A 22,272-nucleotide genomic window follows, 5' to 3' on the forward strand; every position below is an offset into this window, starting at 1 on the left:
TGTCGTGCCGTGTCGGCCGCCGCGAGGCCGGAACCCGTCACCGGGTCTGCACGCGGATGTCGTCCGGCCAGTGCATCTGGACGCCCAGGTCGGCCAGGGTGGCCTGGAATTCGGCACACAGCTCGGGCTTCGACCGCACCGCGCGGGGCGGTACGCCTCGCTTGATGCTGAACGCGGCCAGCGCTCCGGCGGCCTCGCCGACGTTCCACTCGACGGGGTGCAGCCGATAGCAGCCGTTGGTGATGTGTGTGACGCCGAGGGACTTGCCGGCTGCCACGAGGTTCTCCAGCCGGACCGGCACCAGGGCGCCGAGCGGAACCTGGAAGGGGTACGTCGCGATGTCGAGGTAGCCGCGCCCGGAAGTGCTCGGGTGCAGGTCGATGCGGTAGCAGCCCACTCCGACGCTGTCGGCGAAGGTCTCCGCGCTGGTTGCTCCTGGTCGAGCTTCTACGCCGACATGCTGTTCGAGGACAGTGAATTCGGCGCGGATGCGCCGCGCCTCCCGGATGTACGGGACGGCCGCCAGCCCGTCCGTCGTACCCAGCACGTCACCGTTCGGACGCAGCATCGGATAGCCCGCCCCGCCGTCCGGGCGTGGCGCCTCGGTCTGCACCCAGTGGACGAAGGAGAGCGTGAGCTGCCGGGCACGCTCGAGACCCGCGGCGCGTTCCGGTGCGGAAACACCGGTGATCGGGGTGAGCCAGTAGTCGATCTGCGGCCAGTTCACGAGGGTGATGTCGGTGACGGCCGGATTCACGTGCTGTCCGTAGCGGATTCGGCGGAACGTCCAGAGGTCGCGTTCACCGGGCGCGCCGAAGAGGGGCCGCCGCAGTGGCTTACCGGTCTCCGGCTCCTCGGTCACCCAGCCGAGTTGTGGGCCGGGCCAGTGCGCTGCGCGGTAGCTCTTCCAGAAGTCGTACTCCTTCGGCCGGTCGATCGTGTGGTCCTCGCCCGGACGAAGTTCGAGCGCGACGCACCAGGTGATCGCCTGCTGGTCGTGCGGGTCGGCCGGACCCGCCAGCGCGTGCAGTTCGCCGGTCTCCGCCGTGCTCTCCGCTCCGAGGACGTGCTCGCACCCGGTGAGCGGCAGCAGGTCACCCTCTTCGGTGGCGTCGAGGACGTAGCGGGCGGTGATCCGGACCGTCGCGCCCTCGCGGGTGTCGGTGAAGGTGACGGCGTCGACCCGGTCGAAGCTGACCTCCGCCGAGATCGGCTCGTGCCGGGTGAGTAGGCGCACCTGACCCATGCTGAGCCAGGGTTGCAGCATGTCGCGGAGGACGTCGTGCACGACTGTCGGTTCGGCGGCCAGGTTGCTGACCCAGGCCTCGCCGGGGTTGAGGTGTGCCGCGGCCAGGGCGGCCGGGGTCAGCGGACGGTTGCGGCGGTACGCCTCGCGTACCGCGTCGCGCATCTGACGGTACGACGCGGTGACCCCGGTGTGTTCCACCCAGGGATGCTCGTCGGGCGGAACCGCCTGGGCGGTGAGCTGCCCACCGATCCAGTCGGTCGAGTCGGTCAGGATGACGGTCTGTCCCAGCCGGGCTGCCGACTGGGCGGCGGCCACGCCGCCACAGCCCGCGCCGACGACGAGGACGTCGCAGTCGAGTTCCATGTGAATCTTTCGGTCGGGGGTCTAACGGGAGTTGGCGTGTGCGAGGCTGTCGGTGATCTGGCGCCGCGCCAGCACGTACGCCAGGAGCACCGGCAGCGTGCTGATTGCGGTCGCCGCCATCTGCACGTTCCACAGCGGATGCCCGGTCGCGTCGGTGTACGCGGTGATCGCGACCGGCACGGTGAACAGCTCCACCCGGTTGAGGAAGACCAGCGGTTCCAGGTAGGAGTTCCAGCTCGCGAGGAACGCGATGATCGCGACGGCGCCGAGCATGGGCCGGGCCAGCGGCATCGCGATGTGCCAGATGATGCCGAGCCGGCCCAGCCCGTCGAGCTGGGCCGCCTCTTCCACCTCGGGCGGCAGGGATTGGAAGAACTGCCGGATGAGGAAGGTCGCCATCACACCGGTGGCGCCGAACACCGGCAGGATGACCAACGGCACGTGGGTGTCGACCAGGTTGGCCAGGCGCAGCATCTTGAACAGCGGAATGAGGGTGACCTCAGCCGGCAGCATCAGGGCGCTGAGCAGCAGGAAGAACAGCAGGTTGCGGCCGGGGAACCGCAGCCGCGCGAACGCGTACCCGGACAGCAGCGACAACGCGCAGGTCAACACGGTGACGGCCGCGGCGATGTAGACGCTGTTCCAGATCTGACGGGCGAACGGCTGGAGGCGGAACACCTCGCTGAGGTTCTCCCACGCCACGTGCTGCGGGATCAGGCGCGGCGGGTACGAGAAGATCTCGGCCGGCGGCTTGAGCGCGCTGGAGGCCATCCACAGGAACGGGAAGACCAGCGGCGCGACGGCGAGGACGAGCAGGACGTACAACAGCACGCGCAGCGCCACGGGCCGAAGGCGCGCCGCCCGGCCGGAGGTTTGATCACTCACTGTGCACCCACTTCTTACGGGCCCACCACTGCACGGCCACCAGGCCCAGCGTGATCACGAACAGCACCACGGCGAGCGCGCTGGCGTAGCCGGTGCGCATCAGTTCGAAGCCCTGCTGGTAGATGGCGAAGGCGAGCACGGTGGTGGCGTGGGACGGGCCGCCGTTCGTCATCAACATGATGTAGTCGAAGACCTGGAACGAGCCGATGAGCGTGATGATGACGACCACGAGGGTGGTGGGGGCGAGCAGTGGCAGGATCACCTGCCGGTGAACCTGCCACTCGCCGGCCCCGTCGAGACGGGCCGCTTCGACCGCCTCCTTCGGGATGCTGCGCAGCGCCGCCAGGAAGATGACGGCTTTCAGTCCGACGGTCTTCAAGGCGGCTACCACGGTCACCGCGGCCAGCGCCGGCTTCGCCTCGAACAGCCAGTTCGGCCCGCTGATCGAGAAGACGCTGAGCAGGCTGTTGACGGTGCCGCCCTCACCCTGCAGCAGGAACCTCCACACGATGGCCCACGCCGCCTGGGACGTCACCACGGGCAGGAAGGCGAGTGCCAGGAACAGCTGCGCGCCGCGCAGCTTGCGGTGCAGCACCAGTGCCAGGAACAGCGACATCGCAACATTGATCACGACCAGTCCGGACGCGAAGATTCCGGTGGTGACGACGGATCGCCAGAACGCCGGATCCTCGGTGACCATCGTCCGGTAGTTGTCCAGCCCCACGGACCGAGCGTCCGGGGCGAGCAGGTTGCTGTCGGTGAAGCTGAGCACCAGCACCGTGATCAGCGGGATCAGGACGACGACGAGGAAGCCCAACATCTGCGGGCTGATCAGCAGGTACGCGGTGAGCGTCTCGCGCATGCGCCGCGTACGCCTCGCCGAGCGCCCGGCCTGCGTTGCCCGGCCTTGTGTCGCGCGCCCAGATAAGGGTTGGTAGGGCGACGGCGGCGCCGTCGCTGACTTTGTGGTCATGACGTCAGGACCCCGCGACGTCGCGCTTCAGCAGCGGGTCGAGCTGCTGGCACAGGTCGTTCATGACGTCCTGCGTGTTCGCGTTCCGTGCCCAGAGCTTGTCGAAGACGGGAGCCGAGGTTTGCAGCACCTCGGCCCACGCGGACGGGTAACGGAACGGGTAACCCTTCTCGATGCCGGACACCAGCACGGAGTTGATCGCATCCTTCGGCAGCGGGCCTTGGGCGTAGATCTGCTCTGCCTCGGCGAGCACCGACTTGCGGGCCGGCGGGAAGAAGGAGGCGAGTTTCTGGGTGCCTTCCTTGCCGCTGATGTATTTGATCAGCTCGGTGGCGAGCTTCTCGTGCTTGCCACCCTTGAAGGCGACCAGGCCGGCCTGCCCGGTGAAGTTGACCGGGCCACCCGGCCCGGCGGGCAGCGGGGCGACTCCCCAGTCGAAGCCCGCGCCCTTGAGCTGGCTGAGCCGCGAGGTCTGGGTGAAGGTCACGGCGGCCTTGCCGGCGAAGAAGTCGGCCTCGTTGCCCGGTGGCACCGCGGTCTTGTCCGTGAACGCCATCGCCCGGTAGGCCTCGACCGCCGCCACGGACTGGGGGGAGTTGAGCTGGCACTGGCCGGTGTCGGGGTCGAAGACCTCGCCACCGTAGGCGCGGATCAGCGGTTCCAGGGTGGTCCAGACGAGCTTGCCGTAGATGCCGCCGTCGTTGCTCTGGAAGGCGTAGCTTCCGGTGGGCAGGCTCGGCTGCACCTTACGGCCGAGGTCGCTCAGGGCCTGCCAGGTCCAGTCGCCGGTGGCAGCGAGCTTCGCGGGATCCGGCGCGCCGGCCTTGGCGAGCTGGTCCTTGTTGTAGATGGTGAAGAACGGGCTGGTCGAGAACGGTACGCCCCACACCTGGTCGCCGCTCTGCCAGTTGGTGAACGAGGCCGGCACGAAGTCGTCGAACTGGTACGAGGCGTCCTCCTTCAGCTGCGGCCCGAGGTCCACGAGCTGGCCGTTCTTCGCCATCCCGACCGCGTCCGGGGCACCCATCCACCCGAGGTCGGGCGGGGTGCCCCCGGACAGCCGGATGGAGATCTTGGTGAGGTAGTCCGCCTGGGGGATCGACTGGATCTCGACCTTGCCACCGCCGTGTGTCTTGGAGAACTCGGCGGTGAGGTCGTTGAGCAGCTTCAGTTGGTCGGGGTTGGTGGTCCAGACAGTCATGGTCATGTTGTCTGAACCGCCGCCGCTGTCGCCACTGCCGACACCGCACCCGGTGACGGCGAGGGTGGCCGCCACCGCGGCGCCGAGCAGGGGGGCTCGGAGTCGTCGCATGCTGATGGTCCTCCTGGTGCGAGGGAATGGGAATCTTCAGGAATTTCGGATGGATGTGGTTGTCGGGGGCGCCGTGTCTAGCGGGGCACGGCGGTGAGGGTTCGCCCGGGCGCCTCGGGGCAGGGCACCAGCCGGCAGCCCGGCGGGGCGCCCTCCAGCTGCGCGAGAAGCTCCTCCACGGCCAGGTGGCCGATGCGATAGCCGGGGACGGTGAAGCCGGACCAGGCGGTGTCGATGCCGTCTTCCTCCGTCAGCCCTGCCACGGCGAGCGCCAGGTGCGCGTTTCTCTCCGCGCCCACCTTGGTGGCGAGTCCGCCGACCAGGTCGGCGTACTCGCTGTTCTCCAGCATCAGACCGGTCACCCCGGCATCGAGCAGCCGGTGGAGCAGCGCCTCGTCGACCTCGGAGACGGGTGCGAAGTGCAGCTGTGCGTCCAGCTCGCTGGTGGTGATCGCGGAGAGCCTGTCGATCGAGGCGGGCAAGCTCTGGTCCGCGCCCAGGTACGCGATCTTCCGGTGGCCGAGAGCGGCGAAGCGCTGCGTCAGCGCGCGGGTGGCCGCGGCGTAGTCGGGGGCGACGCTCGGCACCTCGCGTCCGTCGGCGAGGAAGCGGCGGCCGATGAAGACGAACGGGTACTGGTCGGCGGAGAGCTGCTCCAGTTCGGCAGGGATCTCGTCGCGGCCGAGCAGCACGGTCGCGTCGGCCAGCCGCAGCTTGTTCTCGCCGGAGGCATAGATGGTACGCACTCCCCCGCTGTTGCCGTCGCGTCGCCCGGCGGCGCTCGTGAACAGCAGAAGGTCCTGGTCGTGTGCCTCCGCCGCCTCCTCGATGCCGAGGAGGAATCGGTGGTAGAAGGTGCGGTGCGCGACGGGGAACACCTTCTCGTAGGTGAACACGCCGATGATCTGGCTACGGCCGTTGGCGAGCCGGCGTGCGAGTGGGTCCGCGCGGTAGCCGAGCTCCCGCGCGATCGCGAGAACCCGCTGGCGGGTGGCCTCCGGGATGCCATCGGCCCGGTCTCGCAGAATCATCGACACGGCCGCCTGCGTGACGCCGGCCTGCCGTGCGATGTCTGCCTGCGAGACCCGCGACCGGCCGCTCCGCCCCGATCCGCTTATGCGCATAAGCGGACGCTACGCACGGACATTCGAGCGGTCAACCCGTAGGCAGAAATTTTTTTCGGGCCGCCGGAGCCACCCGGCGTCGCCGTGGTCGGAGATCAACATCCCCTCGCGGCATGGATCTTCCCGGGCCGCGTCACCGCTGAGGCGATGCCCGAACAGCGAGCGCCACGGCCCCTCGCCTTCGTCCAACAACGGCCGGCAACGCCTGCAACGGGCGATTCATCTACACCTGCTGATCACTACACTGTCGCGATGTCGACCCCTGCCTCGTCCCACCCGACCGTGCCAACATCCCGGACCCTGCGGGTTCCCCTCTGGACGCTTCCCTTCCTGGTCCTTGCCGGCACATTGCTCGGCGCAGCGGTGACCTGGCAGGTGAACCGCGACAGGGGCGAGCCGGCGATCCTCCAGGGAATGGTGACCGGGGTGAACTCCGACGGCACGGCGATCGGCTTCACCGCCGACAGCGGGACCCGCGAAGGTGAGGGCCTGGCGCTGATTGCGGACGTCCCCTGGACCGACGCCGCAGGCGAGATGCACGGCGGCACCGACCCCACCTGCCTGCTCCCCGGGTCATCCGGGCAGCGGCTCGAACTCGGAGTCCTCGACATCGGGGGCACTGGCAACTGGCCGTCCAGAGCCGTGGTGTGGGTGCACTGCCTGAACTAGAGCGGTAGTTACCAAAGGGAGATCGTTGTCGGGTGGCCCGCGCACCGGCGGCGCTCTTGGATAGAGATAACCAAGTCCATCGATCGAGCGAAGGAATTTGCAGACTCGGACCACCCGCTTAGAAGGGGACCATTCGTGATCGACGCTCATCCGTTCCGATGGAAGCACCGACTGTTGACCGCCGCCGCCGCGCTCACACTCAGCCTCGGGGCCGTGGTCGCGCCCGCCACCGGCGCCGCCGCCGCCGAGTCCACCCTGCCCAGTGGCAACACCGCGTACCGGACGCTTGCCGATTACGAGAACGACATGGCCGAGCTGGCCGCCCAGCACCCCAACCTGGTCAAGCCGATCACGCTGCCCTACAAGACGACCTCCGGCCGGACCGTACGCGGCATCGAGATCAGCAACAACGTCCAGGCGAACGACGGCAAGCCGGTCTTCGTGGATGTGGGCATGCATCACGGCAACGAGTGGCCCAGCGGTGAACTCACCCTGGAGTTCGCCGTCGACCTGGTGGAGAACGCCCGCGACCCGTACATCGCGAACCTGCTCGACCGGGCGCGCGTCGTGGTCGTGCCGGTGGTGAACGTGGACGGGTTCGTCCGTAACCGCCGGCAGAACGACACCAACACGGACATGAACCGCAACTACGGGCTGGGGTGGCTGCCGCTGTCGTCGGCCGGTGCCGCCCCCTGGTCCGAACCGGAGAGCAGGAACATCGCGTGGTTGCTCTCCACGAGGCAGGCGACGGTTTTCAACACCCAGCACACCTGCATCCAGGTGGTGCTCTACCCGCCGTTGCAGCTCGCCGCCGGAGCGGCGCAGGACACACCGCGCCTGCACCGGCTAGCGTCGACCGTCGCCGCGCAGTACGGGCCCACGTACCGGGCGCTGCCCTCCGCCGAGGACTACGAGACGACCGGTGAGGCGATCGACTGGGCGTACTACGCGACCCGCGGCCTCTCCATCACCAGCGAGACCTGCCCGAACGCCGGTGTGGCCCGGACCTTCCAGACGCAGGTCCTCGACACGTACGCCGCGCACCGCTCGGCGATGCTCGAGGCGCTCGAGACGACCGCGGACTCCACGGAGCACGCGATCATCGAGGGCAAGGCGCCGAAGGACGCGGTGCTGCGGCTCACCAAGTCCTTCGACATGTACACCAGCCCGTACGCGCAGCCCGACGGCAGCGTCCGGCCGACGTCGTTCACCACCACGCTGAGCTCGGACCTGGACGTCGTGCGGCCGAACGGCAAGTTCCGCTGGGCGGTCAACCCGTCGTACCGGCCCGTTCCGGCCTACCAGGCCGACGGCGTACGCGGAAACCAGACCGGCTTCTACACCGAACCGTGGATTCTCACCTGTGAGCGTCCGGACGGCACGGTGCTGCAGACCGCCCGGGTCAACGTGGACCTGGGTGAGCGCGTCGAGGTCGACCTGAAGCAGTGCAAGCGCGACTTCCACCGCAAGGATCTCCGTTGACGTCCAGCAACTGACCCTTCGACGGCACGCGGGGCGGCAGGTGAGCACCTGCCGCCCCGCACCTTCTGGCGACCGACAACGTCAGGGCCCGTGGAGGACCTGACGGCGGCGATGGCCACGCTCGGGGCGCCGCCCCGGTACGCCGCCGCGCGTACCGCTTGCGAGCGGGGCTGGATCTGACTCACTCCGCGGTGTAGGCGCCCGCCCGGATGTCGTCGAGCAGCGTCGGTCCGGTCGGCGTCCAGTCGAAGGCGGCGCGGGTCGCGGCACTCGACGCCCGCACGTCCATGCCGAAGAACGTGCCGATGAAGCCGCCGAAGTGCTCGACGGCCTGCGCCGGTGTCACCGAGGCGGTCGGAAGGCCGAGCACCTCGCCGATGGGCGATCCCGTGGACACCGGCTCCGACGCCGTACGAGGCAGGAGCCCTGGCTCGCCTGCTCCCCCACCCCGTCACCGAAGGGGCTAAGTCCCACGCATTAGCATTGCCGCGGTCCGGGACGGCGATGCTGAAACGAGGCGAAATGCGTTGGCTGCGGCGGTTGCTGGGCGGCGGGCGAGTTCAACTCGACCCGGGGCGACAGGCGGCGCTGCACCACGACGTCCAGCACCGGTACGGCGCCGGCGCGCAGGTGCGCTTTCCCGAGCAGGTCGAGGCCGTGACCGCGATGCTCGACGGTGACGACGGCCTGGTGGCGGCGGCCCGGATCGTGAGCCAGGTCGCCGACGAAGCCCACGCGGACCTACAGGCTCAGGCCCACGAGATACACCGACGGACCGGCCGTCGGCTCCTGGTGCACCGGCGGAACTACCGGCCGCTGTGGAAGGAGGCGGGCCACGCGCTGCGGTGGCCGCTGTTCGCGTTGCCGTCCGGCTTCCACCCGTACGCGCAGCTGACCGCCGCCGTCACGGTCGTCGGCAGCCGGGCGTCCCGCCTCGACCGGGTGACCGACCCGAATCCACTCGCGACCAGCGTCTTCGAGGTGCTCGACCTCACCACCGCCGGCTGGGAGTACGGCCGGGTGCGGGTCGACAGCGACGCGGCAAGCCTGGCCGATCGACTGATAACGAGCGCCGCTCAGATTCTCGCGGCCATGGACGACCCACCCCGGCTGCCGCCGCCGGTCCGGGAGCTGATGCGCCGCAACAACACCGTCCACGTACACGACCCGAGCGACCGGGGTGTGGTCGGTGGCATCAATCCGGGCGCAAGGATGCGCGAGAGCCTGCTGGCCTGAAGCCGACGCGGCGGGGCGTCGAACGAGTAACGGGTTCGTCGCCCGGCCGCCACCGCGCCGACACGCGACTTACAGTCCCTCCCGTCGATGCCGGCCCCGACACCGACGGCGCACGGTGGGTCACCGGGCCAATGACCGGGAGGTCGCGGCCGCAGCCCGGGCCCGGGTCACCCGCGCAGGAAGTAGAGGATGGTCATGGTGGCGGCGGTGGCCAGGATGATGCCGCGCAGTAGCCGGGCGGAGAGGCGACGCGCGACGTGGGCGCCGGCGAAGCCTCCGGCCACCGCGCCGGTCAGCATCGTGGCGAGAGGGAGCGGGTCGTTCAGGGCGTCCGAGGCGACGAGGAAGAACGCGGTCGCGGTGAGGTAGACGGCGGTGACCTGGGCGACTCGGGCCGGGTTACTGCTCGCGGTGTCGAGTCCGAGGCCGATCCCCCACAGGGCCAGCATGAGGATGCCTACGGCGCCGCCGAAGTATCCGCCGTAGATCGCCAGCAGGAACTGCCCGAGCAGGATCGCGCGGCCACCGAGGTCGAGCGGCCGGCCCAGCGCGGCGGTCAGGGCGCGGGTGAGCCGGCGCCCGAAGGCGAGGACCAGCGTGCCGAAGGCGAGCAGCCACGGCACCGCCGCGTCGAACGTCGCGGAGGGCAGCGCCAGCAGCAGTACGGCCCCGATCCCGCCGCCGAGCACGCTGGCCGTGGTGAGCGCGGTCAGGGAGGTCTTCCCGACCGGGCCGAGCTCTCTGCGGTAGACCCAGGCGCTCACCACGGCCCCGGGCACGAGGGCGACGGTCGTCGAGGCGTTCGCGGTGACCGGCGGCACGCCGACGGCGACGAGGGCGGGAAGCGCCACGAAGGTCCCCCCGCCGCCGATCGCGTTCAATGCCCCGGCGGCGAGGCCGGCGAACATCACGAGCATCATCTCCGGCATGAGGCCGAGCATCACCGTGCCGCCGGTGCTGCACAATGCGCTATCGACGTAGCCAGCCTTAGGCTGTGCCATAGGCTGGGCGGGATGCGGTACGACCTGGACGATCTACGCCTCTTCCTGCACGTCGTCGCCGAGGGTTCGATCACCTCGGGCGCCGACCGGATGCACCTGAGCCTCCCCTCGGCGAGCGCCCGGGTGCGTGCGCTCGAACAGAGCGCCGGAGTGGCGCTGCTGATCCGAGGCCGGCGGGGCGTCCGCCCCACCCCCGCGGGGACGGCGCTCGCGCGGCACGCCCGAGACGTCCTCACCCAGACCGCGCGGCTCGACGGCGCCGTCGCGAGCTACCGTCGCCCTCCGTTCGAGCCGCTGGTCCTGCTCGCCGGGGGCTCGGCGATGCACCGGCTGGTGCCGCTGGCCCTGGTCTCGTTCCTCCGGGAACACCCCGACGCCGACGTGACCATCGCCGAGCACCGCACTCCGGAGATCGTCCGGAGGCTCGCGGACGGTCAGGCGGACCTGGGCATCGTCCTCGACGGCGAGGCGCGCGACTGCGGGTTGGAGACCGAACCCCTCGGCGACGACTCACTCGTGGTCATCGGGCAGGCCGGGGGCGTCCTCGCCGGGCGGACCGCGCTGCCCTACAGCGAGGTCGCCGAGCACCCGCTCGTCGGTCTCGACGCTGGGGCGTCGCTGCGACGGTGGATCGAGAAGCACGTGGGCGCGCACGCCCCGGTCCCCCGGTACCGCACCAGCGTCGCCAACCTGAACACCGTCGTCGCGCTCGCCGCCGCCGGCGTGGGGTTGGCCGTCGTGCCGCGTCGCGCCGTCGACCCGAACCAACCGCTGGCGATGTGCGACCTCCAGGAGCCCTGGTCACGCCGGCATCACCTACTGGCCTGGGGTACGAAGGCGGCGCGGCCGTCCGGGGTCACCGGCGCGCTCGCGGAGCAGCTGCGCCGCGCCGCGCTGTCGGACGCGAGCAGCTGAGCCTTTGACATCCTCTCCGCCCTAAAGGACGGAGATTCCCTCCACGCTGCGCGTGGAACACGCGGCGTCCGGGTGGGTTACCGCTTCCCTGCGCGCCGCCGGGACGAGTCCCGGTCTTACGTGCGCTCCACGGTCGTTTAGGCTCTCCGCCTGCCCGACGGCGAGCACGTTAATGGCGGCGTTGACGTCCCGGTCGTGGGTGGTCCCGCAGGGGCAGTCCCACGACCGGACGTTCAAGGCCATTTTGTCGTTGATGCGGCCACACTGCGAGCACATGCGGGTGGATGGGAAGAATCGGTCCACCCGGCCGAATGCCCTGCCGCACTTCGCGGCCTTGTACTCCAGCATGGCGGTGAAGCTGGCCCAGCCCGCATCGTGCACGGATTTCGCCAGCCGGGTCCGGCCGAGTCCGGCAACGGCAAGGTCCTCGACGTACACCGCTTGGTTCTCACGGATGATCGTCGTGGACAGCTTGTGCTGCCAGTCCCGCCGGGTGTCGGCCACGCGGGTGTGCGCCCTGGCGACCTTCACGACGGCCTTCTTGCGGTTCTGACTCCCGCGCCGCTTGCGGGAGAGGGCTTGTTGCAACCGCTTGAGCTTGCGGGCCGCACGGCGCAGAAACTTGGGCGCGGCCACCTTCGTGCCGTCGGACAGGACCGCGAAGTGCGTCAGGCCCAGGTCGATGCCGACTTCCGAGTCCAGCTCGGGCAACGGCTCGTCCGTGGTCGAGACGACGAACGAGGCGAAGTACCGCCCGGCCGCGTCCTTGATGATCGCCACGCTGGACGGGTCCGATGGCAGCGACCGTGACCAGCGCACATCCAGGTCGCCGATCTTCGGCAGTCGCAGGCGGCCGTTATGGAGGACCTTGAACCGGGAGTTCCTGGTGAACCGGATGGCCTGCCGGTTGTCCTTGCGGGACCGCAAGCGGGGCGGGGCGACCTTGCGGCCCTTACGCTTGCCGGTGACTGAGGTGAAGAAGTTGCGGTACGCGGTGTTCAGATCGGCCAGGGCCTGCTGCAACACCACGACCGACACCTCGCCCAGCCACGCCCGCTCCGGGGTCGCCTTGGCTTGCGTGATGACCTGCTTGGACAGCTCGGCGTCCGACACGTACGGCAAGCCCGCCTCGCGGGCCTCCTGCCGCAGGCGCAGCCCGTCGTTGAACACCACCCGCGCGCACCCGAACGCCCGAGCCAGCTCGATCTGCTGGCCGGGCGTCGGATACACGCGGAACTGGTAACGGAGCTGCACGGAAAGCACCGTACCATGTTGGTTTATGGCTGAGCTTCAAGACATCCGAACCGGCAGGCACTGTGTTTTCGCGATGCATGTCCACTTGGTCTTCGTAACGAAGTTCCGGCACAAGGTGTTCGCCGACCGGCACCTGTCCCGCATGGAGGCGATCATGCGGGACGTGTGCGCCGACTTCGAGGCCGAACTGGTCGAGTTCAACGGCGAGAACAACCACGTCCACCTGCTCGTCAACTACCCGCCCAAGGTGGCCGTGGCCCGCCTGGTCAACTCCCTCAAGGGCGTCTCCTCGCGCCGCCTACGGCAGGAATTCCCCGACCTCGCGCGCCACTACTACCAGACCAACAAACTCTGGTCCGGTTCGTACTTCGCAGGCTCCGTCGGCGGCGCACCGCTGACCGTCGTGAAGCAGTACATCGAGCAGCAGAACCGCCCAGCGTAAGGCACTGCTCCGGCCTTGGCGGCCCACCCCAGCGCGGCCCTTCACCCCCGGCCTGAAGGCCGGAGCACTGGCCCGCATCCCGGTAGCCGCGTCGGTCGGCAGCGCGTGGTCGAACTATCTGGCGCCTGTCGCGATGCACGGGCTTCAGGGGCGACCAGCAGCAACGCCAGGACGGCGAGGGCCGGTGAGCCTCGTCGATCAGGTCCGGCGCCGCAGACAGCGCCGGACCTGATGCGGATCAGGCACCCGCGGCGATGGTGTCCCAGAAGGCGCACTGGTGCTCGGCCGCCAGATCGACACCGCCGGTGCGGTCGGCGGCGAAGAGCCGGTGGTACGCCGCGTTCGGGCGTACGGCCGGCCAGGGTGCCCGCCCGGTGGTCGCGAAACGCGCCCAGGCGCTGATCATGTCGGCGGCCAGCTGCGGTTGTACCGTGCCGACCGTCAGGAAGTCGGCGATGTCGAAGAGGTACGGCAGCTCGTAGCCGTGCGCGGCGCCCCACGGATAGTCCGCGGTCAGCGCCGGTCCGTGCGTTTCGGCGAACTCGTAGCCGTAGGTCGGGGCGTGTCGGGCGAGCAGGCGCTGGGTGGTGAGGGTCGGGCAGGCCCAGATCCGGTCGGTGGCGGCCGCTGCCCATGCCAGGCCCGGCGTCTCGTACGCCTCGGGCGGGTAGTGCGCGGCCACCTGCTGCGCCTGATCGCCGAACGCCGCCCCGAGCATCGCCTCGTAGTCGGCGGCGGTGTAGGCGCCTCGGGTGATCTCGAGGACGCCGAGGATTCCTCGGTGCTCGTCATGGTTGTTGCCGGCCAGCACCGGAACCCGCTGCGCCGTCCCGGCCCGCAACGCCGCCGCCGGCGAGACCGGTAGCAGCGCCGTCCCGTACGCCGGGGTGATGAACGCCTCGACGCCGGTCCCGGTCGTCGCGTTGAGCAGCGCCACCGGGTCCTTGGCGCGCAGGCAGGCGAGCGCGTCTCCGGCAGGGCAGCCGAGCGTGGCGGCGAGAGCCGAACCGGTCTGCGCGACCTTCACGCGGGGGCTGAACTGCGATCCGGCCTCGATGCCCGGTAGGAAGAGCGCGTCCGGCCAGTCGGTCAGGCACGACCCGGACTGCATGATCGCCCTGTCGAAGAGGCCGCGGGCGGACGGCGAGGTGAGCTGTGCGCAGACGCTCTCCGCGCCCGCCGACTGACCGGCGAGGGTCACGTTCCGGGGATCACCGCCGAACGCGGCCGCGTTGCGCCGCACCCAGCGCAGCGCTGCCTGCTGGTCCTGAAGGCCGAAGGTGCCGGACCCTGCCAGTGCGGGCAGCCCCAGGTAGCCGAACACCCCGAGCCGGTAGTTGATGGTCACCACGACCAGGTCTCCCTGGGTGACGAGTCGGGCCGGGTCGTAGTCGGCGCCCGAGCCGTTCTGGAAGCTGCCGCCGTGTACGAACACCAGCACCGGGTGCGGGCCGGGCGTGGTGGGCGTGGTGACGCTCAGGTAGAGGCAGTCCTCGACCCCGACGGGTGACCCGAAGATCGGGTTCTGCGCGCACTTCTCGTGCGGCTCGCGCCCGTCGCGAATCCCGGACCAGGCGGTCACCGGTTGCGGGGCGCGCCAGCGACGGTCACCGGTCGGCGGCGCCGCGTACGGCACGGCGTGGAAGGTCCGGTAGCCGTCGCCGGTCACCCCACGGATCAGCCCGCGGTCGGTCCGTAGGACCGGCCCGGCCGTTGCCGAGGCGGCCACCGCCGGGGCCGTCTGCACCGTGAGCAGTACGGTCAGCACCAGGGCGCTCCACCTGAGGATCCGCACCACGGTTCCCCGGCGGGAGTCCCTGTGCTGCGGCTGCTGTCGAGTCTGTCGAATGAGGCGTACGAGGAGGTCACGCATGCCCGTCACGCTATGGACGCGCGGACGGCGCCGGCCAGATTCGCCGGTACCGGGGGTGCGGTGACAAATGTCCCGGGTCGGACGTGTGCTGCCCGCGCCCTTATGGTTGACCGATGGCAACGGTGCGGCAGGTTCAGATCACCTTCGACTGCGCGGAACCTGAGCGCGTCGCCCGCTTCTGGTGCGAGGTGTTGGGGTACGTCGTCCCGCCACCCCCGGAGGGCTTCGCCAGCTGGGCCGATTACAACGGCTCGCTGCCGCCCGAGCAGCAGGATGCGGCGTTCGCCTGCGCCGATCCGTCTGGGGCGGGGCCGCGGCTCTACTTCCAGCGCGTTCCGGAAGGCAAGGTCGTCAAGAATCGGGTGCATCTCGACGTACGCGTCGGCACCGGGCTCGTCGGAGAAGAGCGCCTGGCCGTGCTGGAGGCCGAAGGCGCGCGACTGGTCGCGCTCGGTGCGACACGCCTGGAGCTGCTGACCGCCGACGAGGAGAACGAGTCGTGCCTCGTCATGCAGGACGTCGAGGGCAACGAGTTCTGTCTGGACTGAGTAACCGCTGAGGTGGCGCCTCCGCGCCGCCCGGGTAGTGAGGGTCTCCTCGCCGACCGGGCGGCGCGGGGCCGCGCCTCGGGACTCGGGGCGCGGCCGGATCGGGCCGGTCAGATCCGCTGCCTGCGGTAGCGGGCGGCCAGCAGCAGTGCCGCACCGGTGAGCAGCATGGTGAGGCCGCCCGCGATGGGCAGGCCGAGCGAGGCGCCGGTGACCGGCAGGTTCGCCCGGTAGTGGAACGGGACCTCGTTCGACGTACCACCCGGTGTGGTGACCCGGACCGCGGCGTCGCCCGCCGCGCACGGCGGCGTGCGGAAGGTCAACGACCGGCCGTCCGTCGCGACGGTGACCTCACCCGCGGCGATCGTCCGTCCGCAGAGGCCGACGGTGGTCCGGCCCGGAACGAACCCGCTGCCCCGGACGGTCACGAGGGTGCCGCCCGCGGTGCCGCTGTGGTTCGGGGAGAGCGAATCGATCGTCGGCGCGACCGCGACCGGGCGGTAGGTGAAGGTGCCGGCGTTCGCGGTGCCGGCCGGGAAGACCAGCGCGACGGTCGCCGGTCCCGCCGGGTTCGGCGGGGTCACCACCGTGATCGTGGTGCCGGCCGGGTTGACGGTGAAGCCGGTGCCGGCCACTCCGGCGAAGGTCACCCCGGTCGCCCCGGTGAACCCGGAACCCGTGATCGTCACGGTCGTGCCGCCGGCGGTCGGCCCCTCCCCCGGCGTCAAGCCGGTCACCTCGGCGCTGGCGCCGTCGGCCAGATAGGTGTACGTCAACGGAGCTGTCGTGCCGACGGAGGTGGTCACCACCACCGTCGCCGGGCCCACCGCCCCCGGTGGGGTCACCGCCGTCAACGACGTCCCGCCGGCGGCCACGACCACGTTGGTGGCCGCCACGCCGTCGAAGGTCACCGTGCTGTTCGGCGCGAAGCCGGTGCCGGTGATCGTCACCTGCTGACCACCCGACTGCGGGCCGGAGGTCGGCGAGATGGACGACGCCGTCGGCGGCACCACGGACGGGCTCTGGCAGGAGGCCTCCGCGAGGATCACCTGCCCGAGCGAGAACCGCACCGGTTCGACGCCGTCGAGGCCGGCGACGGAGAGCACCGCGCGCACGTTGATTCCGATCACGTTGTTCGGTGTGCCGGTGAGCTGCCGGTCGACGACGGCGTGCAGGGTGGCGCCGGTGAGGCCGGTGACGGTGACGTTCGCGCTGAACTCCTGGGCCGTGTCAGTGATGGTGATCGGCTGACCGAAGACAGTGATGTCGTCACCGGTGGCTCCGGCGCTGGTGTTGCCGGCGCGGCACTGGGCGGTCACCCCCAGCTCGGAGACGTCCAGCACCTCGACGCCGAGGACGCTGAGCGTGAAGTCGGCGAGCTGGGACGAGGCGGACGACGTGATCTGCCCGCGGGTGGCGGTGACTTCCGCGACCGTGCCGGCGGCGACCACGTTCACCGGATCGGAGACGGTGACATCCACCGACGTCTCGTTGTTCGTACCGCCGCCGGGCGGGGCGGTCACGCTCCCGAAGGTGCCCTGGGCCTCGACCGACTCGTCGCCGGGGTTTCCGACCAGGTCGAGGACCACCCCCCCGGGCGGCGGCGTCGCCCGGGGCCGCGAACGCCGGCGGCGCCAGCCCCAGACCGGCGGCACCGGCCACCAGTAGTCCCACCGATGTCACCGACAGTCTTCGCCGGACTGATCCCATCGCTTCCCCCGTTTGCCTCAGTCGGGGCATGGAGCTGGATCCACGCCACCCGAAGGGCGAAACGAGACAGGGGGCGACGCGCAACGGGCTGTACTACTCAGCGCATGTGCGCAATCACCGTACGTGTCTGCGCCGACATGGTGGCGTCAGTGCTGACGCTGCGCGCCGCGTTCCGGGGCCGGCAGTTCGGCGAAGCCGCTCGGTCGCTCTTGCGTGGCATCCGCTCCCCAACTGGCCAGCAGGCGCAGCGCCTCCTGCGAGGGTGAGCCGGGCTCGGCGTGGTAGGTCGCGAGCGACTGCTCCGGATCACCGGGGAGCGCGAGAGTCTCGTAGCGCAGCGTCACGTCGCCCACCAGCGGATGCGACAGACGCATCGTGCCGTACGTCTTCTTCTTGACGTCATGGGCGGCCCACAGCCTGCGGAAATCCTCGCTTCTGAGGGAGAGCTCACCGATCAGCGAGGCGAGCAGCCCGTCGTCCAGGTGCAGGCCGGCCCCCAACCGCAGTTGTCCCACCACGTCGTACGCCTTGGACTCCCAGTCCGTGAACAGCTTTCGGGACGCGGGGTCGAGGAAGGTGAACCTGGCCCAGTTCCGCTCCTGCGGGGCGCGGGCCGCCCAGTCTCCGAAGAGGGCGGCCGCGGTCTGGTTCCACGCCAGCACGTCGGTGCGGCGGCCCCACACGTAGGCCGGCACGCCTTCCATCGCCGTGAGCAGCTCTCGCACCTCGGGCCGCACCTGCTGCCGGGGAGGTTCGGGTTGCCGCCGGGCCCGCTTCGGTCGCGCCAGGCGCAGCAGGTGGGTGTGCTCGGCGTCGGAGAGCTGGAGCACGCGGGAGATCGCGTCCAGCACCTCTCGTGAGGCGTTACGGGCGTTGCCCTGTTCGAGCCGGGTGTAGTACGCCGCGGAGACCCCGGCGAGTTGCGCCAGCTCCTCCCGCCGCAGGCCCGGTGTGCGCCGCCGCCGGCTGTGGTCGACGAGCCCCACGTCGGCCGGCTTGAGGCGGGCCCGGCGCGTGCGGAGGAAGTCGCTCAACTCCGCGCGCGGGTCGAGGGGCCGTTCCGGCTCCGGCCCCGGAACCGATTGCGGGACGGCCGGTAGGGCGCTGCGGGCGGCGCGGTGAACTGCCATTTCTCAAGTGTTGCTCGGATTCGGCGACTCAGCCTATCCCTGCCGGTGGTAGCCAGCCGAGACGTGGACGAAGCGGGTGTCTGGTTGACCCCGCGCGCCGGAAGCAGGCTCGACGGGTCCCTGAGTCACGGCCCGCGAGCCGTGGCCCGCCCCGGCCCTTCAGGTCACGGCTGCAGCGGCTCGTCCCGGCTCACGCCAGGGCGCTCCGTGCCGTGACGGGCCACGTACCGCCTGGGAAACGTCACCATGAGCCGCACCAGCACCGAATCCGTAACGCCGACCCCAGCCGCCGCCCGACGGGACCGCCTCCCCGGCAGGGCTCTGCTCGGCCTCTTCCTGGCCGGCTTCGTCAGCATCCTCACCGAATGTCTTCCCGCCGGGCTGCTGCCGGAGATGAGCCGCACGCTCGGCACGAGCGTCTCGCTGACCGGTCAGACCGTCACGCTCTACGCGCTCGCCACCGCACTCGGCGCCATCCCGTTGGCGCGGGCGACGGCCACCTGGCAACGCAGGCACGTCCTGCAACTCGCATTGGGTGTGGTCGCCGTCACCAACATGCTCACCGCGCTCTCCGACGACTACCTGCTGACGCTGGTCATCCGCTTCGTCGCCGGCCTGGGGACCGGACTGATCTGGCCGCTCCTCGGTGGCTACGCCGCCCGTCTCGCACCGGCGGGGCGACAGGGACGTGCCATCGCCATCGCCCTGGCCGGAACCCCGATCGGTCTTGCTCTCGGGGTCCCGGTGGGGACCTGGCTCAGCGGTCTCGGCGGCTGGCAGCTCGCCTTCCACGCCTCGGCCGCCGCGACCGTCGCGACCATGGCCTGGGTCCTGGCGACCCTTCCGAACCTGCCGGGACGGCCGGCCGAGGCACGTTTCACGATCTCGCAGGTCCTGGTCATCCCCGGGCTGCGTCCCATCCTGCTCGCGCTGGCCGCGTACATGGTCGCGCACAACATCCTCTACACGTACATCACCGACTTCCTCTCCTACGCGGGGATGGCCGGCCAGACGGGGTGGGTCCTGTTCGCGTTCGGGGTCACCTCCGTGCTCAGCGTTCTCGTGGTCGGCACGCACATCGACCGTCACCTGCGCAAGCTCGTGGTGGGCTCCACCGCGGTCTTCGCGGCCAGCGTGCTCGTGCTGGCCGTCCTCACCGATGCTCCGGTGCTGGTCTACGTCGCCGTCGCGGCGTGGGGCTTCGCGTTCGGCAGCTCCCCCAGCCTCTTCATCGGCGCGGCGATCAACGCCACCGGCGATGCCGCCGACGTCGCCCAGTCCGTCACCATCACGGTCTTCTCCGCCTCCATCGCGGTCGGCGGACTCATCGGTGGTCTTCTGCTCTCGGGCCTGAGCACCGCGTCGATCACCTGGGCGGCGCTGCTCCTCCTTATCGCCGCCGCGGCGACCGTCATCTGGGGCAGGAAACACGCCTTCCCTCGGAATTCCTGACGACGAACTCCGCAACGCGAAAACCCAGCGAACTCAACAAGGGAGATCTCCACATGAGCAACATCGACTCCGTGCCGGGTGCCGGTGCGCGAACCGGACGCTGCCTGTGCGGAGCGGTCAGCTACCGCTTCGACGTCGAGCCAGAAGCTATCGTCCTGTGCCACTGCGGTCATTGCCAGCGACACAGCGGTGCGGCGTTCACGGTGAACGTTTTGGTGGCCCGCGAGGCCTTGGAGATCAAGGGCGCGCCCAGGTCCCACCAGACCGTCGGCATCGAGAACGGGAACCTCCGAGACAGGCTCTTCTGCGGCGAGTGCGGCACCCCGATCCTCACGGTCCTTCACGAACGACCCGATCTGATGATCGTCAAGGCTGGCACCCTCGACGACCCCTCGGGCCTGAAGCCGTCCGCCGAGGTGTGGTGGCGTCGGGCCCAGGACTGGATCGAGCCGAGCCCCGACCGGGCGAGGTTCGATGGCGACGCGCCGTAACGCGGACGTCGAGGAGATCGCGGAACGATGTCGACGACGACCACGCCGGCGTCTCGGCAGATGCCTATGCGGCGCGCCGCGGACTTCGTGCATCTGCCGGAAGACGATCAATCGCCCTTTTCGTAGCGTGCGGTGGTGGTCGCGCCGGCGCGCCAGGAGACGTCGCCCGCAGGCCGGACGAGGAGGCTAGTTTTGAGGACGATCATTTCGGTCGGCGCGGTGATGACGATGTTGGCCGTGACGACGCCGGCGATCGCCGCCGAGCGGATCGAGACGCCGACGGTCACGGTGGCGGACGGAGTCACCCAGCCGGTGTTCGGATACGCCGATGCGATCCGCGAACGGGTCTGGGTCGACACCGACTACGACAGTGACCGCGACGGCGTCAAGGACGTGATCCGTGTCGACCTCATCCGGCCGGCCGCCACCGAGGACGGCCTGAAGGCGCCTGTCATCATCGACAACAGTCCGTACTACGCCACCTTGGGGCGCGGCAACGAGTCCGAACTCAAGGCGGACACCGACGGTGACGGCCTTCTCGACCGCTGGCCGCTGTTCTACGACAACTACTTCGTGCCCCGGGGCTACGCGATCGCGCTCGTCGACATGGTCGGCACGGCCGGCTCCACCGGCTGCCCGACCATCCAGGGCGCGAACGAGAATGCCACCGGACCGGCCGTGGTCGACTGGCTCAACGGCCGGCGGAGCGCGCACGACGCCGACGGCGATCCGGTGGTGGTCGACTGGCACAACGGCAAGTCGGGGATGATCGGGAAGTCGTACGACGGGGCGCTGGCGATGGCCGCGGCGGCGTCCGGTGTTGACGGCCTGTCCACCGTTGTTCCCATCTCCGGTCCGTACAACTACTACGACTACACCCGCGGCAACGGCATCGTCACGCGGGGCAACAACTATCTCGGGTCGCTCGCCCGGACCATCACGGCCGACGACCCGGCCCGTCAGGCGAAGTGCGCGCCGGTCTGGAGCGAGATCGCGGCCGACGACGGCGACGAGCATGGCGACTACACGCCGTTCTGGCACGAGCGGAACTACCTGGACGACGCCTCGAAGATCAAGGCCAGCGTGTTCCTCGTGCACGGCATCCAGGACGACAACGTCCGAGCTGACCACTTCAGTAAGTTCTGGCAGGCCCTGAAGACGTACGACGTGCCACGCAAGCTGTGGATGGGCCGCGTCGGGCACATCGACCCGTTCGAGTTCCGCCGGGATGAATGGGTCGACACGCTGCACCACTGGTTCGACTACTGGCTCCAGGGCATCGACAACGGGATCATGAGTGAGCCGAGAGTCGATGTGGAACCGTCCGTCGGCGTCTGGGAACAGTACGCGGACTGGCCGATCCCCGGCACCGGAAACGTCAACCTCTGGCTGCGACCCGGGGCCGACAGCGCCGGGGACCTCGCACTCACCCCGGCCAAGGGTGCTCCGACGACACGTTCGTTCATCGACAACCCGAGCCAGACCGAAGCCATGATGATCAACAACCCGGATCAGCCGAACGGGAACCGGCTGGCCTTCCTGTCCCCGCCGCTGGCCGAGGACCTACGTATCTCCGGCACCCCCGTGGTCGACGTCGTCGCGTCGTCGAGTCTCGATGAGGCGTACTTCGGTGCGATCCTCGTCGAGTACGGGCCGAGCAGGCAGAACAACCGGAGCGGCGACGGCGTCCTCCAGACGACGCTGCCCGAGCAGTGCTACGGCGAGTCGAGCCCATCCGACGACGGCTGCTACCGGCCCGTCGCATACCGGCCGACCGACGTCACGCAGTGGCGGGTGACCAAGGGGATCCGCGACGGGCAGAACCGGGACTCGGTCGCGGCCCCGGAGCCCATGACGCCCGGCAAGATGTACGACATCAGCATCCCCCTGCTGCCGGAGGACTACGTCTTCTCCGCCGGCAATCGGATCGGCGTCATCATCGTCGGCAGCTACCGCGGCTACTCCGCCGAAACGCTTTCCTCGCGACCGGCGATCACCGTCGACACCAAGGTCAGTCACCTCTCGCTGCCCGTGCTCGGCGGTCAGCAGGCCGCCCGCCGAGCCGGGATCCCGCAGCGCTGACGATCCGCCGACAACCAGCAAGAGGCACCCTCGCCCGGGGGTGCCTCTTCTGCGCTCAGTGGTGGACCATTCTTGGCGGCT

General features: G+C 69.9%; 20 protein-coding genes. 9 read left to right on the forward strand and 11 right to left on the reverse strand.

Annotated features, from left to right (window positions below; all coding sequences use genetic code 11):
- Positions 1 to 37: 37 nt before the first annotated feature.
- The 5 genes from ABZS42_RS23335 to ABZS42_RS23355 all read right to left on the reverse strand — a co-directional run bounded on the left by ABZS42_RS23335 (position 38) and on the right by ABZS42_RS23355 (position 5,906).
- Positions 38 to 1,612, reverse strand: a complete 1,575-nt coding sequence (locus ABZS42_RS23335) for an FAD-dependent oxidoreductase (protein WP_355148527.1) — start codon at positions 1,610 to 1,612, stop codon at positions 38 to 40.
- A 21-nt stretch (positions 1,613 to 1,633) separates the two neighbouring features.
- Positions 1,634 to 2,497 (reverse strand): carbohydrate ABC transporter permease, encoded by an 864-nt coding sequence (locus ABZS42_RS23340; RefSeq protein ID WP_355148529.1) that lies wholly within the window; start codon positions 2,495 to 2,497, stop codon positions 1,634 to 1,636.
- On the reverse strand, positions 2,490 to 3,359 hold the full coding sequence (locus ABZS42_RS23345) for a sugar ABC transporter permease (RefSeq protein ID WP_355148531.1): 870 nt from the start codon (positions 3,357 to 3,359) through the stop codon (positions 2,490 to 2,492). Before ABZS42_RS23345 ends, ABZS42_RS23340 begins: the two co-directional genes overlap by 8 nt.
- A gap of 115 nt (positions 3,360 to 3,474) precedes the next feature.
- On the reverse strand, positions 3,475 to 4,782 hold the full coding sequence (locus ABZS42_RS23350; protein ID WP_355148533.1) for a sugar ABC transporter substrate-binding protein: 1,308 nt from the start codon (positions 4,780 to 4,782) through the stop codon (positions 3,475 to 3,477).
- Between the two features lie 77 nt (positions 4,783 to 4,859).
- Positions 4,860 to 5,906 (reverse strand): LacI family DNA-binding transcriptional regulator, encoded by a 1,047-nt coding sequence (locus tag ABZS42_RS23355; protein WP_355148535.1) that lies wholly within the window; start codon positions 5,904 to 5,906, stop codon positions 4,860 to 4,862.
- A 252-nt stretch (positions 5,907 to 6,158) separates the two neighbouring features.
- Here ABZS42_RS23355 and ABZS42_RS23360 point away from each other — a divergent pair, with 252 nt between their 5' ends.
- Both ABZS42_RS23360 and ABZS42_RS23365 read left to right on the forward strand, forming a co-directional pair.
- Positions 6,159 to 6,575, forward strand: coding sequence for a hypothetical protein (locus tag ABZS42_RS23360; RefSeq protein WP_355148537.1), 417 nt, complete (start codon positions 6,159 to 6,161; stop codon positions 6,573 to 6,575).
- 135 nt (positions 6,576 to 6,710) lie between these two features.
- Positions 6,711 to 8,057 carry a M14 family zinc carboxypeptidase gene (locus ABZS42_RS23365; RefSeq protein ID WP_355148539.1) on the forward strand — a complete coding sequence of 449 codons (1,347 nt, stop codon included), beginning with the start codon at positions 6,711 to 6,713 and terminating at the stop codon, positions 8,055 to 8,057.
- A gap of 181 nt (positions 8,058 to 8,238) precedes the next feature.
- On the opposite strand, the gene ABZS42_RS23370 is transcribed toward ABZS42_RS23365, so the two are convergent.
- Complete coding sequence (locus tag ABZS42_RS23370) at positions 8,239 to 8,454, reverse strand: hypothetical protein (RefSeq protein WP_355148541.1); 216 nt, start codon at positions 8,452 to 8,454, stop codon at positions 8,239 to 8,241.
- A 125-nt stretch (positions 8,455 to 8,579) separates the two neighbouring features.
- Here ABZS42_RS23370 and ABZS42_RS23375 point away from each other — a divergent pair, with 125 nt between their 5' ends.
- A complete protein-coding gene (locus tag ABZS42_RS23375; protein ID WP_355148543.1) occupies positions 8,580 to 9,293 on the forward strand; it encodes a hypothetical protein in 714 nt (237 codons plus the stop codon).
- 167 nt (positions 9,294 to 9,460) lie between these two features.
- On the opposite strand, the gene ABZS42_RS23380 is transcribed toward ABZS42_RS23375, so the two are convergent.
- Positions 9,461 to 10,294, reverse strand: coding sequence for a sulfite exporter TauE/SafE family protein (locus ABZS42_RS23380; protein ID WP_355148545.1), 834 nt, complete (start codon positions 10,292 to 10,294; stop codon positions 9,461 to 9,463).
- Between the two features lie 12 nt (positions 10,295 to 10,306).
- On the opposite strand from ABZS42_RS23380, the gene ABZS42_RS23385 reads away from it, so the two are divergent.
- Complete coding sequence (locus ABZS42_RS23385; protein ID WP_355148547.1) at positions 10,307 to 11,209, forward strand: LysR family transcriptional regulator; 903 nt, start codon at positions 10,307 to 10,309, stop codon at positions 11,207 to 11,209.
- 21 nt (positions 11,210 to 11,230) lie between these two features.
- Here the strand turns inward: ABZS42_RS23385 and ABZS42_RS23390 are convergent, their stop codons facing one another.
- Entirely contained in the window at positions 11,231 to 12,472 is a 1,242-nt protein-coding gene (locus ABZS42_RS23390; RefSeq protein WP_355148549.1) for a transposase, read from the reverse strand.
- 16 nt (positions 12,473 to 12,488) lie between these two features.
- Here ABZS42_RS23390 and tnpA point away from each other — a divergent pair, with 16 nt between their 5' ends.
- Entirely contained in the window at positions 12,489 to 12,905 is a 417-nt protein-coding gene (tnpA, locus tag ABZS42_RS23395; protein WP_355148551.1) for an IS200/IS605 family transposase, read from the forward strand.
- Between the two features lie 238 nt (positions 12,906 to 13,143).
- Here tnpA and ABZS42_RS23400 read toward each other — a convergent pair whose 3' ends face one another.
- A complete protein-coding gene (locus ABZS42_RS23400) occupies positions 13,144 to 14,778 on the reverse strand; it encodes a carboxylesterase family protein (protein ID WP_355148553.1) in 1,635 nt (544 codons plus the stop codon).
- A 113-nt stretch (positions 14,779 to 14,891) separates the two neighbouring features.
- Here ABZS42_RS23400 and ABZS42_RS23405 point away from each other — a divergent pair, with 113 nt between their 5' ends.
- A complete protein-coding gene (locus ABZS42_RS23405) occupies positions 14,892 to 15,326 on the forward strand; it encodes a VOC family protein (RefSeq protein WP_355148555.1) in 435 nt (144 codons plus the stop codon).
- A 110-nt stretch (positions 15,327 to 15,436) separates the two neighbouring features.
- Here ABZS42_RS23405 and ABZS42_RS23410 read toward each other — a convergent pair whose 3' ends face one another.
- Both ABZS42_RS23410 and ABZS42_RS23415 read right to left on the reverse strand, forming a co-directional pair.
- Positions 15,437 to 16,981 (reverse strand): IPT/TIG domain-containing protein, encoded by a 1,545-nt coding sequence (locus tag ABZS42_RS23410; RefSeq protein WP_355148557.1) that lies wholly within the window; start codon positions 16,979 to 16,981, stop codon positions 15,437 to 15,439.
- Positions 16,982 to 17,182: 201 nt separating this feature from the next.
- Positions 17,183 to 18,166, reverse strand: a complete 984-nt coding sequence (locus ABZS42_RS23415; RefSeq protein ID WP_355148559.1) for a helix-turn-helix domain-containing protein — start codon at positions 18,164 to 18,166, stop codon at positions 17,183 to 17,185.
- A 246-nt stretch (positions 18,167 to 18,412) separates the two neighbouring features.
- Between ABZS42_RS23415 and ABZS42_RS23420 the strand changes: the two genes are divergently transcribed.
- The 3 genes from ABZS42_RS23420 to ABZS42_RS23430 all read left to right on the forward strand — a co-directional run bounded on the left by ABZS42_RS23420 (position 18,413) and on the right by ABZS42_RS23430 (position 22,191).
- Positions 18,413 to 19,618, forward strand: a complete 1,206-nt coding sequence (locus ABZS42_RS23420) for an MFS transporter (RefSeq protein WP_355148561.1) — start codon at positions 18,413 to 18,415, stop codon at positions 19,616 to 19,618.
- Between the two features lie 53 nt (positions 19,619 to 19,671).
- Positions 19,672 to 20,109, forward strand: coding sequence for a GFA family protein (locus ABZS42_RS23425; protein WP_355148563.1), 438 nt, complete (start codon positions 19,672 to 19,674; stop codon positions 20,107 to 20,109).
- Between the two features lie 192 nt (positions 20,110 to 20,301).
- Positions 20,302 to 22,191 carry a CocE/NonD family hydrolase gene (locus ABZS42_RS23430; protein WP_355148565.1) on the forward strand — a complete coding sequence of 630 codons (1,890 nt, stop codon included), beginning with the start codon at positions 20,302 to 20,304 and terminating at the stop codon, positions 22,189 to 22,191.
- Positions 22,192 to 22,272 lie beyond the last annotated feature (81 nt).

The organism is Micromonospora sp. NPDC005367 (assembly GCF_040606825.1).
Lineage (GTDB): Bacteria > Actinomycetota > Actinomycetes > Mycobacteriales > Micromonosporaceae > Micromonospora.